This is a genomic window from Streptomyces sp. NPDC047079 (assembly GCF_040643755.1).
Lineage (GTDB): Bacteria > Actinomycetota > Actinomycetes > Streptomycetales > Streptomycetaceae > Streptomyces.
The window spans coordinates 129535-151115 of the sequence record NZ_JBEYUZ010000005.1 but is presented as its reverse complement, the minus strand read 5'-3'; the positions used below and the strand labels follow the sequence as shown (position 1 = coordinate 151115).

21 protein-coding genes are annotated in these 21581 nt (G+C 71.8%); 15 read left to right on the top strand and 6 right to left on the bottom strand.

Translation table 11 applies throughout. The features are described from left to right. Window positions 1–444: 444 nt before the first annotated feature. Together ABZ823_RS09870 and ABZ823_RS09865 are read right to left on the bottom strand one after the other, a co-directional pair. Window positions 445–2040: a glycerol-3-phosphate dehydrogenase/oxidase gene (locus ABZ823_RS09870; RefSeq protein WP_361656268.1), complete on the bottom strand. Its 1596-nt coding sequence runs from the start codon at window positions 2038–2040 to the stop codon at window positions 445–447. Further along, window positions 2037–2636 carry a TetR/AcrR family transcriptional regulator gene (locus ABZ823_RS09865; protein ID WP_361656265.1) on the bottom strand — a complete coding sequence of 200 codons (600 nt, stop codon included), beginning with the start codon at window positions 2634–2636 and terminating at the stop codon, window positions 2037–2039. Before ABZ823_RS09865 ends, ABZ823_RS09870 begins: the two co-directional genes overlap by 4 nt. A gap of 73 nt (window positions 2637–2709) precedes the next feature. On the opposite strand from ABZ823_RS09865, the gene ABZ823_RS09860 reads away from it, so the two are divergent. From ABZ823_RS09860 to ABZ823_RS09830, 7 genes are all read left to right on the top strand, one after another. Beyond that, the gene (locus tag ABZ823_RS09860) at window positions 2710–4305 is read left to right on the top strand and encodes an FAD-binding oxidoreductase (RefSeq protein WP_361656263.1); all 1596 of its coding nucleotides are present in this window, start codon (window positions 2710–2712) and stop codon (window positions 4303–4305) included. Window positions 4306–4364: 59 nt separating this feature from the next. Further along, window positions 4365–5243 carry a YegS/Rv2252/BmrU family lipid kinase gene (locus tag ABZ823_RS09855; protein WP_361656261.1) on the top strand — a complete coding sequence of 293 codons (879 nt, stop codon included), beginning with the start codon at window positions 4365–4367 and terminating at the stop codon, window positions 5241–5243. Window positions 5244–5334: 91 nt separating this feature from the next. Beyond that, window positions 5335–6210 carry a restriction endonuclease gene (locus ABZ823_RS09850; protein ID WP_361656258.1) on the top strand — a complete coding sequence of 292 codons (876 nt, stop codon included), beginning with the start codon at window positions 5335–5337 and terminating at the stop codon, window positions 6208–6210. 11 nt (window positions 6211–6221) lie between these two features. After that, window positions 6222–6626, top strand: a complete 405-nt coding sequence (locus ABZ823_RS09845; protein ID WP_361656255.1) for a LysR substrate-binding domain-containing protein — start codon at window positions 6222–6224, stop codon at window positions 6624–6626. Window positions 6627–6738: 112 nt separating this feature from the next. Then, a complete protein-coding gene (locus ABZ823_RS09840; RefSeq protein ID WP_361656252.1) occupies window positions 6739–7233 on the top strand; it encodes a PaaI family thioesterase in 495 nt (164 codons plus the stop codon). 509 nt (window positions 7234–7742) lie between these two features. Next, on the top strand, window positions 7743–8537 hold the full coding sequence (locus tag ABZ823_RS09835) for an SDR family oxidoreductase (protein ID WP_361656250.1): 795 nt from the start codon (window positions 7743–7745) through the stop codon (window positions 8535–8537). A gap of 653 nt (window positions 8538–9190) precedes the next feature. Continuing rightward, entirely contained in the window at window positions 9191–9610 is a 420-nt protein-coding gene (locus ABZ823_RS09830) for a DUF3566 domain-containing protein (protein ID WP_361656247.1), read from the top strand. A 352-nt stretch (window positions 9611–9962) separates the two neighbouring features. On the opposite strand, the gene ABZ823_RS09825 is transcribed toward ABZ823_RS09830, so the two are convergent. Continuing rightward, window positions 9963–11756, bottom strand: a complete 1794-nt coding sequence (locus ABZ823_RS09825; RefSeq protein ID WP_361656244.1) for an AMP-dependent synthetase/ligase — start codon at window positions 11754–11756, stop codon at window positions 9963–9965. 265 nt (window positions 11757–12021) lie between these two features. Between ABZ823_RS09825 and ABZ823_RS09820 the strand changes: the two genes are divergently transcribed. The 5 genes from ABZ823_RS09820 (at window position 12022) to ABZ823_RS09800 (ending at window position 17011) form a co-directional block, all read left to right on the top strand. Next, window positions 12022–12153, top strand: coding sequence for a beta-carotene isomerase domain-containing protein (locus ABZ823_RS09820; protein WP_361656242.1), 132 nt, complete (start codon window positions 12022–12024; stop codon window positions 12151–12153). Between the two features lie 122 nt (window positions 12154–12275). After that, a complete protein-coding gene (locus ABZ823_RS09815) occupies window positions 12276–14030 on the top strand; it encodes an NlpC/P60 family protein (protein ID WP_361656240.1) in 1755 nt (584 codons plus the stop codon). A 57-nt stretch (window positions 14031–14087) separates the two neighbouring features. Next, window positions 14088–14315, top strand: a complete 228-nt coding sequence (locus ABZ823_RS09810) for a GMC oxidoreductase (RefSeq protein ID WP_361656238.1) — start codon at window positions 14088–14090, stop codon at window positions 14313–14315. Window positions 14316–14452: 137 nt separating this feature from the next. Beyond that, on the top strand, window positions 14453–16525 hold the full coding sequence (locus ABZ823_RS09805; RefSeq protein ID WP_361656235.1) for a SpoIIE family protein phosphatase: 2073 nt from the start codon (window positions 14453–14455) through the stop codon (window positions 16523–16525). Between the two features lie 21 nt (window positions 16526–16546). Further along, entirely contained in the window at window positions 16547–17011 is a 465-nt protein-coding gene (locus tag ABZ823_RS09800; RefSeq protein WP_361656232.1) for a hypothetical protein, read from the top strand. Window positions 17012–17155: 144 nt separating this feature from the next. On the opposite strand, the gene mgrA is transcribed toward ABZ823_RS09800, so the two are convergent. Next, the gene (mgrA, locus tag ABZ823_RS09795) at window positions 17156–18199 is read right to left on the bottom strand and encodes an L-glyceraldehyde 3-phosphate reductase (protein ID WP_361656230.1); all 1044 of its coding nucleotides are present in this window, start codon (window positions 18197–18199) and stop codon (window positions 17156–17158) included. 295 nt (window positions 18200–18494) lie between these two features. Between mgrA and ABZ823_RS09790 the strand changes: the two genes are divergently transcribed. Beyond that, on the top strand, window positions 18495–18941 hold the full coding sequence (locus tag ABZ823_RS09790) for a hypothetical protein (RefSeq protein ID WP_361656227.1): 447 nt from the start codon (window positions 18495–18497) through the stop codon (window positions 18939–18941). A gap of 140 nt (window positions 18942–19081) precedes the next feature. Continuing rightward, window positions 19082–19561, top strand: a complete 480-nt coding sequence (locus ABZ823_RS09785; protein ID WP_361656224.1) for an ATP-binding protein — start codon at window positions 19082–19084, stop codon at window positions 19559–19561. Window positions 19562–19636: 75 nt separating this feature from the next. On the opposite strand, the gene ABZ823_RS09780 is transcribed toward ABZ823_RS09785, so the two are convergent. Then, window positions 19637–19882, bottom strand: a complete 246-nt coding sequence (locus ABZ823_RS09780; RefSeq protein WP_361656222.1) for a hypothetical protein — start codon at window positions 19880–19882, stop codon at window positions 19637–19639. Next, window positions 19798–20757: an MFS transporter gene (locus ABZ823_RS09775; RefSeq protein ID WP_361656219.1), complete on the bottom strand. Its 960-nt coding sequence runs from the start codon at window positions 20755–20757 to the stop codon at window positions 19798–19800. The genes ABZ823_RS09780 and ABZ823_RS09775 overlap by 85 nt, the downstream gene beginning before the upstream one ends. A 585-nt stretch (window positions 20758–21342) precedes the next feature. Between ABZ823_RS09775 and ABZ823_RS09770 the strand changes: the two genes are divergently transcribed. Further along, complete coding sequence (locus tag ABZ823_RS09770) at window positions 21343–21552, top strand: DUF5988 family protein (RefSeq protein ID WP_361656217.1); 210 nt, start codon at window positions 21343–21345, stop codon at window positions 21550–21552. Window positions 21553–21581: the final 29 nt, after the last annotated feature.

Genomic DNA, 21581 nt, shown 5'->3' with positions numbered 1-21581 from the left:
CGGGCACGGCCGGCCCCCGTAGTCGTTCCCGGGCGCCGGCCGGGGCGGTGAGCCGGTGCGCGAGGGCGTTGATGCTCCTAATGGCCAAAGCGGCTTGGAGCCAGTAGCGCCGACCCCAGAAGTCGTTCCACCGGCGGGGCATTCCGGGGGCGGCCGTGGCGCAGCACTGCTCGCTGCCCGTCAGGCCACGTGCGACGTGGTGGCGAGGCTGCTGGGCTGCGAGGAGGCCTGGGGCCACCCGGCGCGGAGCTGCTCGTCCCTACCCCGAAACGGCGGGCGCCGTGGAGGAGTTGCCGGCCGACTGGGCGGACCTGACCACCGCCGCGTGACCGGTGCCGACCGCCGGGGCAGTGCGTGCGGTGCGCTGCCGACGGCAGCACGACAGCAGGGCGGTACGGGCCCCGTCGCACCCCCGTTCGGCGGGCGACGGGGCTCCGGCTGCCGTCAATGGCTGCCCGGGTCCTCGCCGAGTACCTCCCGTGCGGCCTCCAGCGCGGTGGCACGGTCGTCGGGAACCAGTCCGATGCGGGTGCGGCGGTCCAGGACGTCGGCCGCATCGAGCGCTCCTTCGTGGCGTACGGCCCACAGCAGCTCGGCGCGGGTGACCGGGTGGCCCTCCAGGACCGGCTGGGCCAGCCGGGGGTCGCTCACGGCGAGGGTCTGCACGGCCGGTGCCTCGGTCCCGTACCGGTTGATCAGACGGCGCGGTGCGCGCAGGGCGCCCAGCACAGGGGACGGCGCGGCGCCGACCAGGGGCAGGCCGGCGGTGGGGGAGGGCCCCGCGGTCAGACGGCGGGCGGCGACCGCGGCATCCACGGCGTCCTCGGCCATGCGCCGATAGGTGGTCAGCTTGCCGCCGACCACGGTGACCACACCCTCCGGCGAGGTGAGGACGGCGTGCTTGCGGGAGATGTCGGCGGTGCTCGGCGCCGCACCGGAACCCCCGGCCGGTGTGGTGTCCAGCAGGGGCCGCAGTCCGGCGAACGCGCCCATCACGTCGTCGCGGTGGACCGGGATGTCCAGGGCGGAACCGAGGACGTCGAGCAGGAAGCCGATGTCGGTCTCGGGTACGGAGGGCACGTCCGGTACTTCGTCCACGGGCTCATCGGTGAGGCCGACGTAGACCCGGCCGTCGCCCTGGGGCAGGACGAGGACGAAGCGGTTGGTCTCGCCCGGGATCGGGATGTGCAGGCCGGCGGGCAGGAAGCCTAGGCGATCCGCGCGAAGCACCAGGTGGGTGCCGCGCGAGGGCCGTATGCGGACCCCGTCCACCAGGCTGCCCGCCCAGACACCGGAAGCGTTGATCACCGCGCGGGCCCGGATCTCGCCTTCGCGGCCGGTGAGTTCGTCGCGTACCCGGGCTCCGGACGAGGTGAGCTCCAGCGCCCGCACGCGGGTCAGGATCCGCGCGCCCCGCGCCGCGGCCGTGCGCGCGATCGCGGTGACCAGCCGGGCGTCATCGGTGACGCGGCCGTCCCAGGACAGCAGCCCGCCGCGCAGGCCCGCCCCGCGCAGCGCGGGAGCCAGATGGCGCGTCTCGGCCGCGGAGAGTCTGCGCGGCGCGGGCAGCGTCGCGCGGGCCGTGCGCACCGCCAGTCGCAGTGAGTCGCCGGCCCGGAAGCCGGCCCAGGCCAGGGCGGCCTGACCGCGGGAGACCAGCGGGGTGAGCGGCAGCACGAACGGCTGGGCGCGTACCAGATGGGGGGCGGTGCGCTCCATCAGGATGCCGCGTTCGCGCGCGCTCTCGTGGGCGACGTCGAACTGTGCGGAGGCGAGATAACGCAGTCCGCCGTGGATGAGCTTCGAACTCCAGCGGGAGGTACCGAAGGCCAGGTCCTGGGCGTCGATCGCGGCGACCGTCAGCCCACGGGCGGCGGCGTCCAGGGCGGCGCCCGCGCCGGTCGCGCCGAGACCGACGACCAGCACGTCGACGGGCGGGCCGTCGAGGGTCGCGTCCAGTTCACGCAGACGGCGGGCGGCGGTCAGGGACGCGCCCGGGGCCGGCTGCCCCGGGGACGCCGGGCTGCTGCTGGAGCTCATGGTGTCAGGGTCCTCTCGAGGATGGTCCGCAGTTCTGCGTAGAAGGCCTCGGTGCCCAACTCGGCGTCGTCCTCCTCGGTCATGGTGCGCAGCGACAGGGTGAAGGACTGGGCGATCAGGAGCAGGGACCTGGCCTGCCGTTCCGGGTGGCCGGGGCGTACCGACCCGTCCGCGTGGCCCTCCTCGACGGCACCGGCGAGCAGTTCGAGGAGCGCGTCCTGACTCGCTCCGCGCCGGTCGAGCACGTAGGGGAGGAGGAGTTCGGGATCGACGTCGATGATCTTGCGGAAGAGCGGATGGCGGCGGAAGGCGTCCACGCCCTTCACGAGCCCTTCCACGATCAGGGCGCGGGTGTCCGTCCCCGTGCCGCGCTCGGGCATCGCGCCGGTGGCCGCCTCGATCCACTCCCGGGTCATCAAGTCGCCGACCAACGACCGCACGTCGGGCCAGCGACGGTACAGCGTCATCCGGGAGACGCCCGCGCGGCGGGCCACGTCGGTCAGGGTGGTGCGCCGGACACCGACGGCCAGGACACAGTCGCGGACCGCGTCGAGCACCGGATCGGTGTCCGAGGCGTTGTGACGAATAGGCGTCATGTGTCACAGTGTAACGCCCTGCGGCTGTGCGGGGAGACGGCTCTTTTCGCGACGACCGGTGAGGACGAGTGCCATGGACATGTTGTGGAGCGGCTGGGGCGACCCGGCCCGGGCCACGCCACTGCCCGACACGGTGATCGGGCTGCTGCGCGACATGCTCGGAGTGAAGCCGCGCGGCGCCGAGCCGGTCGCCCTCGAAGAGATCACCGTTCCCGAGCCGACCCTCGATCCCTCCGCGCACCGGGCCCTTCTCGCCGCCGTCGACGGTGAGGAGCGTCTGCGCACCGACGCCGAGTCCCGCATCCGCCACACCCGCGGCAAGTCCACCCCCGATCTGCTCCGTATCCGCAGCGGCGACATCGGCGACCTCCCGGCGGCCGTGGTGCTCCCGGCGAGCCACGACGAGGTCCTCGCGGTGCTGAGGGTCTGCGCCGACCACGACCTGGCTGTCGTCCCCTTCGGCGGTGGCACCTCCGTCGTGGGCGGCCTCGCCCCCGAGGGGCGGCGCCCCTTCGTAGCCCTGGACCTACGCCGCATGGACGGCCTGCTCGACCTCGATCCGGTCTCCCGCACCGCCACCCTGCAGCCCGGCCTGCGGGCCCCACAGGCCGAAGCGCTCCTGGCCGAACACGGCTTCACCCTCGGCCACTTCCCCCAGTCCTACGAGTGGGCCACCATCGGCGGATTCGCCGCCGCTCGCTCCAGCGGGCAGGCGTCCGCGGGCTACGGCCGCTTCGACGAGATGGTGCTCGGCCTCACCCTCGCCAGCCCCGCCGGCACCCTCGAGGTGGGGCGCGCGCCCCGTTCGGCCGCCGGACCCGATCTGCGTCAGCTCGTCCTCGGTTCCGAGGGGGCGTTCGGCGTCATCACCTCGGTGACGGTACGGATCCGCCCCGTCCCGCGTAGCCGCGTCTACGAAGGATGGCGCTTCGACTCCTTCGAGGAGGGCGCCGCCGCCCTGCGTCGCCTGGCCCAGGACGGGCCGCGGCCGACCGTACTGCGCCTGTCCGACCAGACCGAGACGCTCATCGGCCTGGCCCAGCCCGACGCCATCGGTTCCTCCGGACTGCCGCAGGCCGCCGGATGCCTGGCGATCGTGGGCTACGAGGGCACCGAGGAGGACACCACCCACAGCCGGGAACGGGCCGCGGCCGTTCTGCGCGACTGCGGTGGCACCCACCTGGGCCAGGAGCCGGGGGAGCGCTGGGCCCACGGCCGCTACTCGGCGCCCTACCTACGGGACGCGCTGCTGGACGCCGGAGCGTTCGCCGAGACGCTGGAGACCGCCGCCTTCTGGTCCCGGCTGCCGCGGCTGTACGCATCGGTCCGCGAAGCGCTCACCAGCACGCTCACCGACGCGGGAACGCCGCCCCTGGTGATGTGCCACATCTCCCACGTCTACGAGAACGGCGCCTCCCTGTACTTCACCGTGGTCTGCGCACAGGGCGACGATCCCGTGGCGCACTGGGCCCCCGCCAAACACGCCGCCAATGAGGCGATCATGGCTGCGGGCGGCACCATCAGCCACCACCACGGTGTGGGCACCGACCACCGCGACTGGTACGTCAGGGAAGCCGGGCCGCTCGGCATCGGCGCACTTCAGGCCGTCAAGCGACGACTGGACCCCACCGGTCTGCTCAACCCCGGCGTCCTGCTGCCCGCCGACTGACCCCCCGGCACACCACCCGCTTCTTCCACGACCCGTAAGGCGCCCCCGGAGGCACACCGATGCGACAGTTCACCGCCATCGTCAACCCCGCCGCCGGCGGCTCCGCCGGGGTCGCGGTACTGCTCCGGGTGGCCCGAGTGCTGCGGGAGGCCGGGGCCGAGCTGGAGACCGAGTACAGCCGCAGCCTCCCCCACGCCCAGGAGCTTGCCCGGCAGGCCGGACAGCGGCAGCGGGTCGTCCTCGCCGTCGGCGGCGACGGCATCGTCGGCGGCATCGGCGGCGCCCTCAGCGGCACCGGCACGCTCTTCGGCCTGGTCCCGGCCGGCCGCGGCAACGACTTCGCCCGCGCGCTCGGCCTGCCCACCGATCCGGAGGCACTGGCGCGCGTCCTGCTGCATCACACGCCCCGTTCCATCGACACCATCGAAGTGGAGTCCGCGCACGGCCGCAGCGTCGTCCTCGGCAGCGTGTACGCGGGTGTCGACGCGCTCGCCAACCGCCACGCCAACCGCTCCACCCTCCTGAGAGGCGCCGCCTCCTACTACGCGGGCGGACTGCGAGCCGTCGCCACCTGGCGCCCGGCCGCCTACCGGGTCACCGTCGACGGCGAGGAACTGACGCATCGCGGCTACACCGTCGTCGCCGCCAACTCCGCCTACTACGGCTCCGGCCGCATCATCGCCCCCGACGCCCGTGTCGACGACGGACTGCTCGACGTGGTGATGATCCGCGAGGCGCCGCGCCGGCTCTTCTTCACCCTGATGAACGAGCTCAAGTCGGGCGCCCATGTGCACCGGCGGGAAGTGCGGATCGAGCGGGGCAGAGAGGTCCGCATCGAGGCCGACCGGAAGGTTCCCTACGGCGCCGACGGCGAGGTCGACGCCGTCCTCCCCGTCACGGCCAGGGTGCTGCCCGGAGCGCTCGACGTGCTGTGCTGACAAGCCGGCAGTGGACGGCGGTGAAATGCGCGATCCCGGGCAGACGGCCGAAATGATCTTCGAGTCGATCCTGTGAGGGGGAGTGCACCACGTGGCAACGCCCGTCCGCCGTACCCGACTGAGGAACCAGCGCCCCTTCGACCTCCGCTCCACGGCCCTGTTCTTCGGCCTTCTGGCAGCTGTCGTCGGCCTTGTGGGCCTGGCGGCCCGTACGGCGCTCGGTGTGGTCGAGCGCCGCCCCGCCTGGGCCGTCGTCCTGGGAGCGCTCGGCGTCACGGCCGTCCTGGTTCTCCGACAGCGCCGACGGCACCCGTTCTCCGTGGCCCGGACCGTACGCCAGGCGACCGCCGCGCTGGACGAGGCGACCAGAACGGCGATCGACGCGCTGGACCATGCGTCGCCTCCCCGGCCGGAGCCGGGCGTGCCGTTCACGACGGTCGCACTCCTCGCCCCGGCCGGGCGGGCCGGGGCGCAGGAGCCACCCGCCGACCACCGTGACGTCGAAGCCACCGTCACCCTCACGCCCGGCGCGGTCACCGAGGCCCCGGCCACCGAGGCCGTCGACTACGGCGCCTTGGACCCCGACGAGTTCGAGCGGGCGATAGCCGCGCTGTGCGAGCGTGACGGATGCGCGCGAGTGGAGGTCGTCGGCGGAGCCGGAGACCTCGGCGCCGACGTCGTGGCCACGGCCCCGGACGGACGGCGTCTGGTCATCCAGTGCAAGCGCTACGGCGACAGCAACCGGGTGGGCTCCCAGGACCTCCAGCGCTTCGGCGGCACCTGCTTCACCGTCCACGAGGCGGACCTCGCCGTCGTAGTAACCACCAGCGGCTTCACCGCCCCGGCCAGGGAGTACGCCGAGCAGTGCGGGATCGTGTGCTGGGACCGGGAGGACCTGGAGGCCTGGAGCGACGGAACGGGACCGGAGCCGTGGCGGGCCTCCACGGATGACGGGGAGGTGCGCTGACAGCCGCCTCGGTGGATCGCCGGGTCGGCGGCCATCGGACGGAGCTGGCCACGGCGGAGGGGATCGCACTGGACGCGCTGGCCGGTCTGCAGTGGGTCGCCTTCCCCCGTTCGGACAGCCCCGCCTGGTACGACGAGCTGACCGCGATCCTGCGCAGCCACGGCCTCGATCTGGGGGCGGGGGCACCCGAGGGGCAGCGGCTGATCGCGGAGGTGAAACTGGCGGCCGTCAGCGCCGGCCGGGCCTTCGCCCTGGCGCCCCCGGACTGGTCGCAGCCCATTCCCGAGCGGGTGGCGTGGTCGCCGCTGATAGGCCACCCGCTCGTCCGCCGGACCTGGGCGGTGCGGCCGACCGATTCACGGCGGCAGGACCTGGGCCGCCTCATCGCCGCCTTCGAACAGCCGGCCGGTGACTGATCCGCGCCGACGGAGTCGCTCCCAGGACGGGCCGGGCTGACTTTTATTTTTGACAGTCAGCTCGAGGGGGAGCTAGTTTCGCGGGGCGAAGCACAGGAGGAGGCCCCCGGCCATGGGGAGATCACGTACGTACGCATGGGAAGACCCCGCCGTCACCGCGGCTGCCGCGGGCCGCACGTCCGGTCTCGAGTTCCTGCACGAGATGCTCGCCGGGCGACTGCCGGCCCCGCCCGTCACCGCGACGCTGGGGCTGGCACTCTCGGAGGTGGAGCGGGGGCGTGTGGTGTTCTCGCTGGTGCCGGGTGAGGAGCACTACAACCCGATCGGCAGTGTGCACGGCGGCGTGTACGCGACCCTCCTGGATTCCGCGGCGGGATGCGCCGTCCACTCCACCTTGCCGGAGGGCATGGCATACACCTCGCTGGATCTGACGGTGAAGTTCCTGCGCCCGGTCACCCTCGACACGGGTGAGGTGCGGGCCGTGGGCACCGTGCTCAGCAGCGGCAGGCGCACCGCCCTCGCCCAGGCCGAACTGCTCGACGGAGCGGACCGTCTGCTCGCCCACGCCACCAGTACCTGCGTCCTGTTCCCGACGTCCGCGTCTTGAGCGGCGAGGCGGCCCGCCCCCTAGGCGCGGCAGCCCCCGGGCAGTGGCCGGGAAAGAGTGAGCGCAGATACGGCAGCGTGCCCGCGCCGGTCAGGGCGACGCCGTACTCCTCGGCCGGTTGCGCCCGTAGACCAGGCGCGGTACCGCCTCCGCCGGGCCGGACAGGGCGCCGGTCGGCTCGGCGGGCTCACACGGGTGGATGCGCAGTTCGGCTCCCAGGGGCTGGTGGGATCAACGCGGCCGGGTCCAGGGCGACTTCCGCGTCCCATGTGTGCACGGACTGCTCGCACAGCCGGTAGCCGGCGTACTCGCGGACACTGCGGGACACGCTGAAGTACGGGATCCGCAGGGCGGCCCGCACCGCGGCCTAGGGGGAAGGTGCGGTCTGCCCGCTGAGGGCGCGCGTGGGCGGAACGGCCATCCGGGGGCCGTGGTCCCGCGAAGTCCGTGTCGGGGCCACTGCGCGGGTACTCGGACAAGGGCACCCCACACGAAAGGGCTGTGACACGATGCAGATCGATCTCACGGGCCGTACCGCGCTGGTCACCGGCTCCACCAAGGGCATCGGCGCGGCGATCGCCGCCGGACTGGCCCGGGCCGGAGCCCGCGTGGGTGTCAACGGCCGTTCCGCCGAGCGCGTCGGCGAGAGCATCGCCCACCTGGCGCGCGAGGTGCCCGGAGCCGTTCTGGTGCCGGTCGCCGCCGACGTCACCACCGAGGAGGGCGCGCGCCAGGCGGTGGAAGCGCTGCCGCACGTCGACATCCTCGTCAACAACCTCGGAATCTACGGCGTCAAGGACGCCCTGGAGATCACCGATGCGGAATGGCGGCGCTACTTCGAGGTCAACGTACTGGCCGCGGTGCGGCTGACCCGCCTGTACCTGCCGGACATGAGCGAACGAGGCTGGGGGCGTGTCCAGTACATCGCCAGCGACTCGGCCGTCGTCATCCCGGCCGAGATGATCCACTACGGCATGTCCAAGACGGCGCTGCTCGCGGTGAGCCGGGGCTTCGCCAAACAGGCCGCGGGCACCGGTGTCACGGTGAACTGTGTCATCGCGGGCCCGACGCACACCGGAGGCGTCGAGGACTTCGTCTACGAACTCGTCGACCGCGAACTGCCCTGGGACGAGGCTCAGCGCGTCTTCATGCGTGAGCACCGGCCGCAGTCGCTGCTCCAGCGGCTGATCGAACCGGAGGAGATCGCCCATATGGTCGTCTACCTCAGCTCCGACCAGGCCTCGGCCACCACCGGGGGCGCGCTACGGGTGGACGGGGGATACGTCGACTCCATCCTGCCGTGACCCCGTTCTTCTCCGCAGTGCCCTGAGATGCGGAACCACGGGGGTCCCCCTAGCGTCTGAAGCGAACCCCAGCGGGGGCGGCACCGGGCGCCGCGTTGTCATGCGCAGTGCCCGTTCGGCGCGGGAGGCCGTCCACCATGCGCACCATGACCACTTCGGCTGCTGGGCGCGTCCCTAACGGCCGGGCCCTCGTGGCACGAGGCCGCACGCGTCATGGGCCCCCCGCCTCCGCGGCCAAGGGCGGAGTACGGGCGGCTGACTGAGGGTCCGAAGCACACCGTCGGCGCTCCCGCCTGACCGGGCGTGTCCGACGGTGCCGCGAGGGGCGTGAGGCACGAGGAGGATGGATGAGCCAGGGCGAGCGCCCCACGGGTTCCGGCCCGCGGCAAGCCACCGGAAGTAGTTCCTCCGGCCGGGACGGTGGCCGGCCGGGGGAACAGACCCACCGCCCCGCGCCGGCGCCCGGGGACACGGCCGGGGCCGGCCCGCCAGCGGCGAAGAGCCGCGGGCAGGGTGAACCCGGTGACGACACCGCAGCACCGCGCCTCTCGCCATCGGGCGGCGGGCCGGCTCCCGGCACCGCGGCGGCGGATGGGCCGCCGGGTCACCGGAAGCACCAGCCGCCCCCGGTCCCCGGTCACGAGGACGGCGGGGTGTCCGGGACATCGGCCGACGGGCCCCGGCGGCTGCCGAACGCCGGCCGCGGAGCCCGGTGGCGCAGGGCACGGCTGCGGATATCCGGGGCCGATCCCTGGTCGGTGATGACGACGAGCTTCCTGGTGTCGGCGGGACTGGGCCTGTGTGTGATCGTGACCGTGGCGGCGATCACGATCATGATGAGCGTGTTCGGCCAGGAGCCGGTGCTGTCGCTGGGCTGGGAACTCACCCTCACCGTCGCCATCGCCGTCGTGGCGGTGGAGGTGGCACTGGCCACCGCGCTGGCGACGCTGGTCGCCTTCCTCTTCAACTGGTCGTCGGGCTTCGCGGGCGGGGTCGAGGTGACACTGGCCGAGGACTCCCGGACCCGGCCGGACACAGGCCCCGACGCCGCGCTCGACGAAGGCCGTCTCTAGGTGCCCCAACAGGCCACGTCCGGCCCGTCGCGACGCTGCGCACGCTCCCCCACGCTCGACTTCGCGTTCGTCCCGACCCGGGGTGCGAGGGGGCTATCGGCGCAGCAGGTACTTGTGCTGCCCGGGCAGGACGAGCTCGCCCCGCTGGTTGTGGGCCGGCCGGGCATGGTGCGGTTCTGGTCGGCCCCACCGTAAGGAGGTGACGGTCTGCCAGGTGCCGCGGGAGCGCACGGCTTCGTGCCTCGGAGTGAAGACGGGACCCGACCGGCCTCACCCGGTCATACGAAGAAGCCTTCGGGGCGGTCCCCGAAGGCTTCTTCGTGTCGGCTGCCGGTGTCGGCCGTCGTCCGGCTCAGGCGGTGTAGAGGGCCTCGATCTCGTCAGCGAAGTCCCGGAGCACCACATTGCGCTTCAGCTTCAGGGACGGGGTCAGATGACCGGAGGCCAGGGTGAACTGGGCGTCCAGGATGCGGAACTTGCGTACTGACTCGGCCTTGGACACCGCGGCGTTGCCGTCGTCCACCGCGCGCTGGATCTCGGCGAGGAGCTCGGGGTCGTCGCGGAGGTCCGCCAGGGACGCGCTCTCGGGTTTGCCGTTCTGCTCGGCCCAGCGAGGCAGGAACTCCTCGTCGATGGTCACCAGCGCCCCGATGAAGGGCTTGCCGTCACCGACCACCATGCACTCGGCGATCAGCGCGTGCGCCCGGATGCGGTCCTCGATCACGGCCGGGGCCACGTTCTTGCCGCCCGCGGTGATGATGATCTCCTTCTTCCGGCCGGTGATGCGGAGGTAGCCCTCCTCGTCCAGGGAGCCGATGTCACCGGTGTGGAACCAGCCGCCGACGAGCGACGCCGTGGTCGCCTTCTCGTTGTTCCAGTAACCCCTGAAGAGGTGCTCGCCGCGCAGCAGCACCTCGCCGTCCTCGGCGATGCGCACCGTGCTGCACGGCAGTGGCAGGCCCACCGTGCCGATCTTCTGCCGGTCCCACGGGTTGAGGGTGGTCGCGGCGCAGGATTCCGCCAGACCGTAGCCCTCGAGCACGGTGAAGCCGAGTCCGCGGTAGAAGTGGCCGAGGCGCTCGCCGAGCGGGGCGCCGCCGGAAATGGCGTGCCGGGCGCGCCCGCCGAGAACCGCGCGCAGCCTGCCGTAGACCAGCCGGTCGAAGAGCTTGTGCCGCAGCCGCAGCGGGAAGCCGGGCCCGGACGGTGTCTCCAGCGCCTTGCTGTACTCGATCGCCGTGTCCACGGCCTGGTCGAAGATCTTGCCCTTTCCGCTCGCCCGTGCCTGGGCCCGCGCCGAGTTGTACACCTTCTCGAAGACGCGCGGCACGCCCAGCAGGAAGGTGGGCCTGAAGGAGGCGAGTTCGTCGGTGACGTCCTTGACGTCACTGACGTGTCCGAGCTTGACCGGGGCCATCATGGCTCCCACCTCGACCACCCGGCCGAGGACGTGCGCGAGCGGCAGGAAGAGCAGTACGGAGGAGTCCTCGGCGAAGATCGGTTTCATTCGGGCGATGGTGTTGCCGCACTCCGCGAGGAAGTTGCGGTGGGTGAGCACGCAGCCCTTCGGCCGGCCGGTGGTGCCGGAGGTGTAGACGATGGTGGCGAGCGAGTCCGCATCGGCCGTCCCGATGCGCTCGTCCACCTGAGCGTCCGTCACCTTCCTCCCGAGTGCGACGAGTTCCTCGACTCCGCCCGCATCGATCTGCCAGACGTGCTTCAGCAGGGGGATCCGCTCCCGCACCTGCTCCACGATCGCCTGGTGCGTCCCGGTCTCCACCACGCAGGCCACGGCGCCGGAGTCACCGACGACCCATTCCACCTGCTCGGCGGAGGAGGTCTCGTAGACGGGGACGGAGACCGCGCCGGCGCTCCAGATGGCGAAGTCCAGCAGCGTCCACTCGTAGCGGGTCCGGGACATGAGTGCCACCCGGTCCGCGGGCTGCACACCGCAGGCGATGAGTCCCTTGGCGACGGCGCGTACCTCGGCGAGGAAAGCGGCGGCGGTGACATCGCGCCACTGTCCGGACACCTTGCGGGCGAGCACGGCCCGGTCGGGGAATTCGGCCGCGTTACGGACGACGACCTGCGCCAGGTTGCCGTCGGGGGGCACGTCGTACAAGGCCGGAACGCTGAACTCGCGCAAGGCTGCTGCTCCTTGTCGGCGTCGACATCGGTGTCGGCTGCGGCATGGGCTGGGCCGCGTCAAGGGCTTGAGTTCGACGGCACGATCGGTACGAGCCGCGATCGGACCCTACCAGCCGGTAAGTGAACCGGTACAGATGTCCGACGCGCGTACTTCGAGAAGGCCCTCCCCGCGTCTTCATCCTCATATGGTCGGGGGTTGATCAGGAAGGCCCGATTCCTCATGGCCGCGGGCTGAAAGTGCGGCGCGGGGGGCCGGCCGTGCCGTGCCGGAGCGGACCGCACCCACGGAGAGCTTCTTCACCGACTGCCTCGGTGTCCCGACGACTCTCACCCCCGACTTCCAACGGTCCACCTGCCACGTCTCCTTCGCCCCGCCGCCCCGCCGATCCCGGTGACCCGCGGCCCGCCGCCCCACCGGCGGGGCGGGACCGTCGGGGCACGGGAGCGCCGACCGCGTCCACCGGTGCCGGACGGGGGTGATGCCACCGGCGCTCGGGGCGAGCGGGATCATGGCGAAATGCCTGACACTTCACGACGCGGTCTTCTCGCCGTCCTTGTGGCCTCGGCCGCGGCCGTCCCACTCACCGGACTGGCCGCGGGCCCCGCCCGCGCCACGGGCCCGGCCGCCACAGTGCCGCCCTTCGCCGGTCCGGCCGGACTGAACTCGGCCCGTTCCTCCGTGACGCTGCCGCCGCTGGACGCCTCCTACTTCACCCCGGTCACGCTCAGCACCCCGCTCACCGCCTCGGTGCTGCCGGGGACCCCGGCCCGCACCGAGGTCACCTCCGGCGGCCGGCGCGTCGCCCTGCTGACCCACGGCGCCCGGACCGTCGTACTGCCCGGACCGCAGCGCACGTTCGCCGAGAACAAGCGGCCCTTCGTGGACGACTTCCAGCGCACCCTGCCGGATCTGTCGCTGCCGGAGAAGGACCGGCAGTACTGGGGGACCTCGCCGGGGGGCGGGAGCTGGCTCACCCTCGGCCCTGCGGAAACCGATTACTCGGTCGTTCCGGGTGCCGGCCTGATCAGCCTGACGACCGACTTCGCCAGCCGTCACGCCACGCTCAAGGACGATGAGATCACCGATGTCGACGGGCGGTGTGCGGCCCGCTTCGACAAGGTGCCCACCGGGCAGGCGTGTTCGTTCGCACTGTCCTTCGGCCACCAGGACACCCACAACAACTACCGCGCCCGGCTGTCCTTCCTGACCACCGGCGCCGTCGAACTGCGAGTGGAGAAGGAGGTCGCCGACACCGTCACCCAGCTGGCCCCGCCCCAGACCCTCGCCACCGAGGTGCCGGCCGGCACCGACTGGACGATACGGGTACGGCGTGAAGGTTCCCGTATCCAGGCCAAGGCCTGGCGCGAGGGCTCGGCCGAGCCGCCCGCGTGGTCCGTGGACGTCGCCGACTCCACGTTCACCAAGGGCCGGGTGGGAGTGCGCGCCCTGGCCAACAAGGGCTGCACCAACCTGCCCGTCACGCTGTCCGTCAGCCGCTTCGAGGTGTCCGCCGCGAACTGGGAGGCGCCGCCGGCCGTCACTCACGGCGACTGGGTGCGCGTTCTGCCCCGGCCCTTCGACGGCACCTGGAGCGACCAACTGGAGCAGACCCTCCGCGCCTGGGCGGGTTCCACTGTGCCGGATGTGCTCGCTCATGCCGCGATGTTCCTGGGCGGTGCGCCCGCCGTCACCGCCGGTTCGGGGCCCGCCCAGGGCAAGAGGGTGCTGGGGGAGGCCGGTTACGGCTACCTGGACGCGCAGGGCTACCGCTTCGAGGGCGCCGACTTCCACGAGTACATGAACGTGGGCTGGACCTTCGACCACGGCACCCACACCGGGCCGTCGAGCAAGCAGGTGGGCAACCTGGACTGCACCGGCTACACGCGCATGGTGTACGGCTACCACATGGGCGTGCCGCTGGCCGCGGGGCAGGACACCTCCAAGGAGAGGCTGCCGCGCAGGTCCCGCGACATGGCCGACTACGCGCCCGGGGTGCGCATCGACCGGACCGACGGCACCAACCCGCCCGCCGCCGCCCTGCTCCAGCCCGGGGACCTGGTGATGTTCAACGCCGACTCCGGTGACGACATAACCACCGCAACCGTCGACCATGTGGGCATCTACCTGGGCGAGGACACGACCGGGAAGCGCCGCTTCCTCTCCAGCCGCAAGACGGTCAACGGGCCTACGATGGCCGACCTCGGCGGCGCCTCCCTGCTGGACGGTACGGGTACGTACGCCAGGAAGCTGCACACCGTACACCGGATCTGAGACCGGCTGGGCCGGGGGAGTCGCCGTGCGCGGCGACTCCGCCCGCGCCGGAGGGGCATGGTCAGGAAACCTCCATGTCTCCGCCTTCCACCCCCCGGTGCGGCCGCCGCCGGAGCCGACCCCGAGCTCTCACCGGCGGACCCGGACGGGCATCTGCGGGGCACACACGGCGTACTGATCACCGACGGCTCCGTGCTGCCCAGCTGCCCGGAGGTGAACCCCCAGCTGAGCATCGTGGCGGCAGCCCTCGCCATCACCGAGCGCTTCGTGACGCAGGCCCCATGACAGCGGTGAACGACGCAGGTCAGGGCCGACAGGCCGCTCCAGATGTGCCTCGTTGGTTTGGGACGAATATGGAAGGAGGCAAAAGTGGCCACCGACGACGACACGAGCCGCGACGCACCCGGAGAGGAGGGTGGTGCATGGGGACGACGGACTCCTCCCGGCCGTGCCGGCGCCCGTCACCGGCCGGTGCCGCCATGCCGCCCAGCGGCCTCCTGGATCTGCTGAGCGTCGCCGCCGTGGTGCTGGACTCCACGGGCCGGGTGGTCTTCTGGAGCCCTCACGCCGAGGAGTTGTTCGGTTACACGGCGGCCGAGGCGCTGGGCCGGTACGCGGCGCCGCTGATGGTCCACGAGGAGCACTGGGACGAGGTGGTCCGGCTGTTCGCCGAGGTCATGGGGTCCGGAGCCGACTGGGCCGGGGCCTTCCCGATCCGGCACAAGGACGGCAGCACCCGCCTGGTGGAGTTCCGCAACATGCGGCTGCTGGACGGCCTCGGCGGCACCTATGCGCTGGGCCTCGCGGTCGACCAGGCAACCGTCGAGCGCGTCGAGCGGGATGTCGCCCTGTCCACCCGCCTGGTGTCCCAGTCCCCGATCGGGCTGGCCGTGCTGGACGCGGACCTGCGGCTTCTGACCGTGAACCCGGCGCTGGAGCGCATCGTCGGCCTGCCCGCCGCCGAGCATCTCGGCCGACCGGTCGGCGAGGTTCTGGCGTTCCTCGACGTCCCGGCCGTCGAGGAACGCTTGCTGCGCGTCCTGGAGACCGGGGAGCCGGTCGTCGACCGTCATGTCCTGTGCCGTCCCCCGGCCGACCCGGACCACGAGCACGCCTGGTCGGTCTCGTATCACCGGCTGGAGGACTCGGGAGGGCGCGTGCTCGGCATAGCCTTCTCCGTCATCGACATCACCGAACGTCACCGGGCGGCCACCGAGGTGGCCCAGGCCCGGCAACGCCTGGCCCTGATCGCGAGCGCGTCGGCGTCCGTGGGGACGACCCTCGACCTGGAGACGACGGCGCGCGAGCTCGCCGACGTCGTGGTACCGGTCCTCGCCGATGTGGCCGCGGTGAACCTGCTCGACAGCGCTCTCGTCGGGCGGACCGCGCCGTCCGCGGGCCCGGCGGGCTTCCGCGTCCTCGCCGTCAGCGCGGCTCGCCCCGAGGAGGCCTTCCACTCGGGCGACACACCCGCGAGAGCCACCCCCTATCCCGGCGACCACCTGATCACGCGATGCGTGCAGACCCGCCAACCGGTTCTGGTGCCGCACACCACCCCGGCGGATCTGCCGCGCATCGCACACCACGGCAGGGCCGCCGCTCTCCTCGCGGCGGCCGGGGTGCACTCCTACCTGGCCGTGCCGCTCGTGGCCCGGGGCGAGGTCCTCGGCGCGCTCGCCCTCAAACGCATCCACCACCCGGCCCCCTTCGACGAGGACGACGTCTTCCTCGCCTGCGAGCTGGGCGCCCGCGCCGCCGTATGCATCGACAACGCCCGCGGATACCAGACCCAGCGCCACGCGGCCCTCACCCTGCAACGCAGTCTGCTCCCCGAACTCCCCTCGAAACGGCCGGGCCTGGAAGTCGCCTGGCGCTACGAGCCCGCGGGCGCCACCAGCGAGATCGGCGGTGACTGGTTCGACGCCATATCCCTCCACGGGGACAAGACCGCCCTGGTGGTAGGAGACGTGATGGGAAGCGGTATCAACGCCGCCGCCACCATGGGCCAACTCCGCATCGCCGCCCGCGCCTTCGCCGAGCTCGACCTGGCGCCCACCGAGGTACTGCGCCATCTCGACCACCTGAGCGAAGGCATCGGACAGGCCATCACCACCTGCCTCTACTGCGTCTACGATCCCCGTCGGGCCCAGTGCGACATCGCCGTCGCCGGGCATATGCCGCCGGCCCTGATGCGCCGGGGCCGTACGGCCCGGCTGCTCGACCTGCCCGCCGGCGCGCCACTGGGCGTGGGAGGCGTCCCCTTCGACACCACCACCATCGACTTCCGTCCCGGTGACCAGCTCGCGCTCTACACCGATGGTCTGGTCGAGACCCGCAGCGACCCCATCGACGTCCGTCTGGACGCCCTCCTCGACGCCCTCACCGACACTCGGCATCATGACCTGGAGGAGACCTGCGACCGCCTTCTGACGTTGCTCCGGCCACCGGACGGCGAGGACGATGTCGCCCTGCTCGTCGTGCGCGCCCGGAGCTGAGCTCGGGTGTACCTCCCGGAGGTGTTTGCCTCGGACGCGAGCGGTAACGCGGTGGGCATGAGTGAACCGAACAGCGAAACGAATCAGAAGACCGATACCAAGCGGACGCCCGCGGCCAAGGCCAGGCGGACCGCGAGCAAGGCGACCGCTCCCGCCTCGCGGGCCGCGAAGAGCGCCGCTGCCGCCACGGATGACGCGGCGTCAGCGGCCAAGTCCGGTGCCGAACGCTCGGCGGAGTCGGCAGCCGGGGCCGCGCACATCGCCGCCAAGGGGGTGGAAGCGGGCCGCCAGGCGATCATCGCGACCTCCGGCCAGGTCGCGGCCACCGCCAAGACCGCCTGGACGGTCATCGCCCACCGGAAGCTCGTCGCCGCAGGCGTCGGTGCCGGCCTGACCGCGCTCAGCGCCGCGTCGTACGCGGTGGGCCGCCGCGCGGGACACGGCACCCAGGGGCCCATCACCCGGCTCACCGGCGGGCGGATCTGACGCGCGAGGGCCCGCTGACCCTGCTTGTCACCGGCGGGCAGCGGGCGCACCGGGCGGCGCCGACGCCCTCAGGCCCGGCGACCTGGTGGCCGGTCGGGCCGCCGGGAGCGGCCAGTACCACGGCCGGTCCGTACCACAGGAAGCTCAGCGCAGATTGCCCAGACGGGCGTCCTGCCACAGGTCCACGCCGCTGTCGGCGGCGTACTTGTCGATCTCGGCCAGCTCCTCGCTGCTGAAGTCGAGGTTCTCCAGCGCGGCGACGTTCTGCTCCAGCTGTTCTGTGCGGGAGGCGCCGATGACGAGCGAGGTGACGCGTTCGTCCCGCAGGGCCCAGGCCAGGGCCATCTGAGCCAGGGTCTGCCCCCGGCGCGCCGCGATGTCGTTGAGGGCGCGCAGACGGTGGAGCATGTCGTCCGACAGCCATGCGGTGTCGAACGACGTGCCGCGCGCGGCACGCGAGCCCTCGGGGATGCCGTCGAGGTAACGGCCGGTCAGCAGGCCTTGGGCGAGCGCCGTGAAACCGATGACTCCGAAGCCCTCCTCCTGGGCGGCGTCGAGCAGGCCTTCGGTCTCGATCCAGCGGTTGAGCATGCTGTACGACGGCTGGTGGATGAGAAGCGGGGTGCCCAGCTCCCTGAGAATGGCGGCCGCCTCACGGGTGCGCTGGGTGTCGTAGGAGGAGATGCCGACGTAGAGGGCCTTGCCCTGACGGACGGCGGTGTCGAGCGCGCCCATCGTCTCCTCGAGCGGGGTGGTGGCGTCGAGGCGGTGGGAGTAGAAGATGTCCACGTACTCCAGCCCCATGCGGCGTAGCGACTGGTCGAGCGAGGCGAGGAGGTACTTGCGGGAGCCGCCGCCCTGGCCGTACGGGCCGGGCCACATGTCCCAGCCGGCCTTGGTGGAGATCACCAGTTCGTCACGGTACGGCGCCAGGTCCTGTTTCATCAGGCGCCCGAAGTTGATCTCCGCGGAGCCGTAGGGCGGGCCGTAGTTGTTGGCGAGGTCGTGGTGGGTGATCCCGAGGTCGAAGGCGCGCAGGGCGATCTCGCGCTGCGTCTCGAACGGCCTGTCGTCCCCGAAGTTGTGCCAGTAACCCAGGGACAGGACGGGAAGGTCGAGCCCTGAGCGTCCGGTGCGGCGGTAGCGCATGGTGCCGTTGTAACGCTCAGGATCCGCGACGTGGTTCATCGGGTGATCTCCGGATGGTTCGGTGAAAAGTGCCCCGCCGGGGGAGAGGGGACCCTGCTCACAGTGCCTCCGCGTGATCCGGAAGTCCAACAGTTCCTTCTCATCGGATTCAGCGGTGTCGCTTCTGAATCGCGACGGTACCGTCAGGAGCCCCGCGGGCGGCACGACGGACCATGTGTGGCAAGGTCGTCGTATGTTCCACCTTCCTCCCAGAGACCGTAGGGGTCACGGGGATCTTGCACAGGGCGGGACGGGTCGCGCGCTGATGCTCCTGGGCGGACTGACTCCCGCGGACGTGGCGGTCGTTCATCGCGAGGCCCTTCGCGTGCTGCGCCCCGTCCTCGAAGAGGCCCACCTCGACGCCTACAGCGACGGCCCCTGGCCGCCCGAGGTGCTGCCCTCGTACCAACGCGCGTTGTCGCTGGCCCGGGAGGCGGTCGCGGACGGCACCCGGGCCCGGCGCTCGGATCCCGGGATGGGGATCGACATCGACGTCCGTGACGACGAGCAGTTCGCGGTGTTGTCGGCCTTGCTGCCCTACACCATCCACGCCGAGGGCCGGAGAGGGAGCGAGCAGGTCTTCGGCGCCGGAGACTCGGGAACCTCCCTGTGGTTCGTGGTCACACGGGAACAGGAAGCACAGCTCCTGTCCCGGCTGGAGGCGCAGCGGATCGCGTCGACCGCGCTTGCCGTCCTGCCCGCCAAGGGCCGGAGGGCGGGAGCCTTGCGGAGACCGGGATAGCAGTCGATGACGGTGTCGAGTCCGATGTCCGGACACGCCGGGGCAATGCTCCCGGACCGAATCCGTCAGGACCTGTGGGGCGTGGGTGGCCCGTTTGTGGGTAGGCGCGGGGTGTGAACGGGGTGGCAGAGGCGGTCCGGATGGATTCATTTCCGCGCGGCGAGAGCCGCACGAGGCCGGACTACGGCCTGGTACAGACCACGATCGCGCTGGACGGGGGTGGCGCGTGCATCGCCGACGCCCGGCATCTCACCGCGGCATTCCTGGCCCGGGTGCAGGCAGATCACGGGCTTCCCGTGTCGGCCCGCGCGATGGACCTCAGCCAGCTCGTGGTCAGCGAGCTGGTCACCAACGCCCGCAAGTACGCGCCCGGTCCCGCGGTGCTGGAGCTGCGGGTCGTCGGCGCCGTGGTGGAAGTGACGGTGTGGGACAGCGACCCGGTGCTGCCGGTGGCCCGAGCGGCGGATCCGGGGAGAGTGGGCCAGCACGGCCTGGAGATCGTGATGGCCGTCGCCCAGGGGTTCGAGGTGCAACGAGAACCGGTCGGCAAACGCGTCACCGCCCGCTTGGCCCTGTGGGACGACCCGGGCGGCGATATGGCCGGACGCTCTCCGTTGTAGCCGGCAGGCCGCGACCACGGTGAGCAGCACGGGCATCGAGCGCCCCACCCCAGGGGGGCCAACCCGGCCCGGACGTCACGGCGGGGTGATACGGGGTGCGAGTGCGGTGGCTTGGGCGCCGGAGAGTGCGTTCAGGGAGTGGCCGCGTGTCTCGACGCGGAAGGCGAGGGTGATGAGGAATCCGCACGCTGAGGCGGCGGCCACCGCGTAGAGCAGTGCGGTCTCGCCGATACCCGTCAGCAGCACGGGGAAGAGGAAGGTGCCGAGGGCGGCACCCAATTTGCCGCAGCCGGCGGCGAACCCATGTCCTGCCGCGCGCATCTCGGAGGGGAACACCTCGGCGGGCAGGGCGAACGTAGGAACCAGGGGACCGCGGTGAAGACCGTGCGTCTGCGCCATCGGCGGGAGAACAGCTGGGGCTGGAGGAACGCCCGGAACCCCTCCGCCGGCGGCTCGTGCCGTTCCCTGTCCGCGTCGGTCACCCGCACGGGAGTGCCGACGAGCGCCCTGCCGACCTCGCGGGCCTGGGGTTCGCGCCCGTTCTGGGCGAGCCAGCGGGGACTTTCGGGCATGCGGCGGCGCAGCCAGATGATGGCCAGGGCAGGTACCACCCCGAACCCGAGCATGATCCGCCACGAGGTCACCTGTGGCCGGGCCTGGAGGACGACCACTCCTGTCGCCGCTCCCAGCAGGATGCCTGCCGCCTGCAGGCTGAAGGCGCCGACCAGCCACCGTCCACGCGCCTTGGACGGCAGGATCTCCGCCAGGTAACTCGCGGCGATGGGGTAGTCCAGGCCCACGGCGATGCCCAGCGCGAACCGGAAGGCCGTCAGTGACCAGACGTCCCACGCGGCCGCGCACAGTACGGAGAACACGACGAACAGCCACAGGTCGACCCGGAAGATCCGGCTGCGTCCGATGCGGTCTCCCAGGGGCCCCAGCAGGGCGGCGCCGAACACCGGTCCGACGATCGCCGCCGCCGACAGCATTCCCTTCTCCACGGCGGTCACCGGGAAGTCCGCGGCGATGAGCGGGTTGGCGACACCGATGATGAAGAAGTCGAACCCGTCCAGCAGGATGCCGAGACCGGCCAGCAGCCAGAACCGGACGTGCAGACGGGACATGGCGGCGCCGTCGAGCGCTTCGCCCAGGGGCCGCAACTGGTCGGAATTCCTGAACGGCGTCTTGGCGGTCACGTCGTCCTCATCCGTGGCTCGGGGACAGGCTGGCCGCATGCCATCCTCGGACACGATCGCGCCGGGCGCGGACGACGGGCGATACGGCTGCGCCAAGGCACTCGAACGGGCGTACCTGCCCGGCCGGGTGCCCGGCGCATGGGAGGTGGCGGCGCGGGAGCTCCTCGCGCGAGCACAAACGGGCCCGTTCGCCCCGTATACCGACACGACACTCGGCGGTGCGGCCGTGGCTTCAAGGCGGTCTCGCGCGGTGCGTGCCTCTATGCAAGTGTGTTGTTCCGCCGAGGGAAACGATTCCTCGGAAGGTGAGGCAGCCGCACACGGCTGACTGGATTTCGACGGCTGGGGCCGCATTTCATGCCGTTGGAGGCGTGCGCCGGAGTGCCGTCCGATCCCCGGTCGCTTTATTTACACGCCCATGGGCGGGCGGAAGAATTCCACAATCGCGCGCTGTTTTTCTGCTTCGATGCCCCGTTTCTGCCGGTCGTTGCTCAGATCTAAGTTGGCGAGAGATGCGGAATCCCCTTATCGGCAGGTCATTCGGCGAGCCGTCCCCGCCTTACGCGTCCCAGGGGTGATGCTCCCATGTCTTCCGCCGGTCTTGTGCTGCTCAAAGGCGGCCCGAGCGATGCTCCGCAGGTAGTGCACGCACCGCCCGGCGGAACCGACGATCCCGTGAAGCTCGCGTATCGCGACGGTTACGACCACTACGAATTCACCGGCGAATACGCCGACATCGGTGCGGGCCCGATGTCGGTGTACCGCTGGGCGGGTCACACACGTTACGCGGAATAGCCCGGGACTCGAATCCGCAGCCGCCCCAA

Coding starts and splice junctions, on each gene's coding strand:
- ABZ823_RS09840 (WP_361656252.1), top strand. CDS start 6,739: ATGGGGAGATCACGTACGTACGCATGGGAAGACCCCGCCGTCACCGCG.
- ABZ823_RS09785 (WP_361656224.1), top strand. CDS start 19,082: ATGGATTCATTTCCGCGCGGCGAGAGCCGCACGAGGCCGGACTACGGC.
- ABZ823_RS09780 (WP_361656222.1), bottom strand. CDS start 19,882: ATGCGCGCGGCAGGACATGGGTTCGCCGCCGGCTGCGGCAAATTGGGT.
- ABZ823_RS09865 (WP_361656265.1), bottom strand. CDS start 2,636: ATGACGCCTATTCGTCACAACGCCTCGGACACCGATCCGGTGCTCGAC.
- ABZ823_RS09860 (WP_361656263.1), top strand. CDS start 2,710: ATGGACATGTTGTGGAGCGGCTGGGGCGACCCGGCCCGGGCCACGCCA.
- ABZ823_RS09855 (WP_361656261.1), top strand. CDS start 4,365: ATGCGACAGTTCACCGCCATCGTCAACCCCGCCGCCGGCGGCTCCGCC.
- ABZ823_RS09835 (WP_361656250.1), top strand. CDS start 7,743: ATGCAGATCGATCTCACGGGCCGTACCGCGCTGGTCACCGGCTCCACC.
- ABZ823_RS09815 (WP_361656240.1), top strand. CDS start 12,276: ATGCCTGACACTTCACGACGCGGTCTTCTCGCCGTCCTTGTGGCCTCG.
- mgrA (WP_361656230.1), bottom strand. CDS start 18,199: ATGAACCACGTCGCGGATCCTGAGCGTTACAACGGCACCATGCGCTAC.
- ABZ823_RS09770 (WP_361656217.1), top strand. CDS start 21,343: ATGTCTTCCGCCGGTCTTGTGCTGCTCAAAGGCGGCCCGAGCGATGCT.
- ABZ823_RS09810 (WP_361656238.1), top strand. CDS start 14,088: ATGGTCAGGAAACCTCCATGTCTCCGCCTTCCACCCCCCGGTGCGGCC.
- ABZ823_RS09805 (WP_361656235.1), top strand. CDS start 14,453: ATGGGGACGACGGACTCCTCCCGGCCGTGCCGGCGCCCGTCACCGGCC.
- ABZ823_RS09870 (WP_361656268.1), bottom strand. CDS start 2,040: ATGAGCTCCAGCAGCAGCCCGGCGTCCCCGGGGCAGCCGGCCCCGGGC.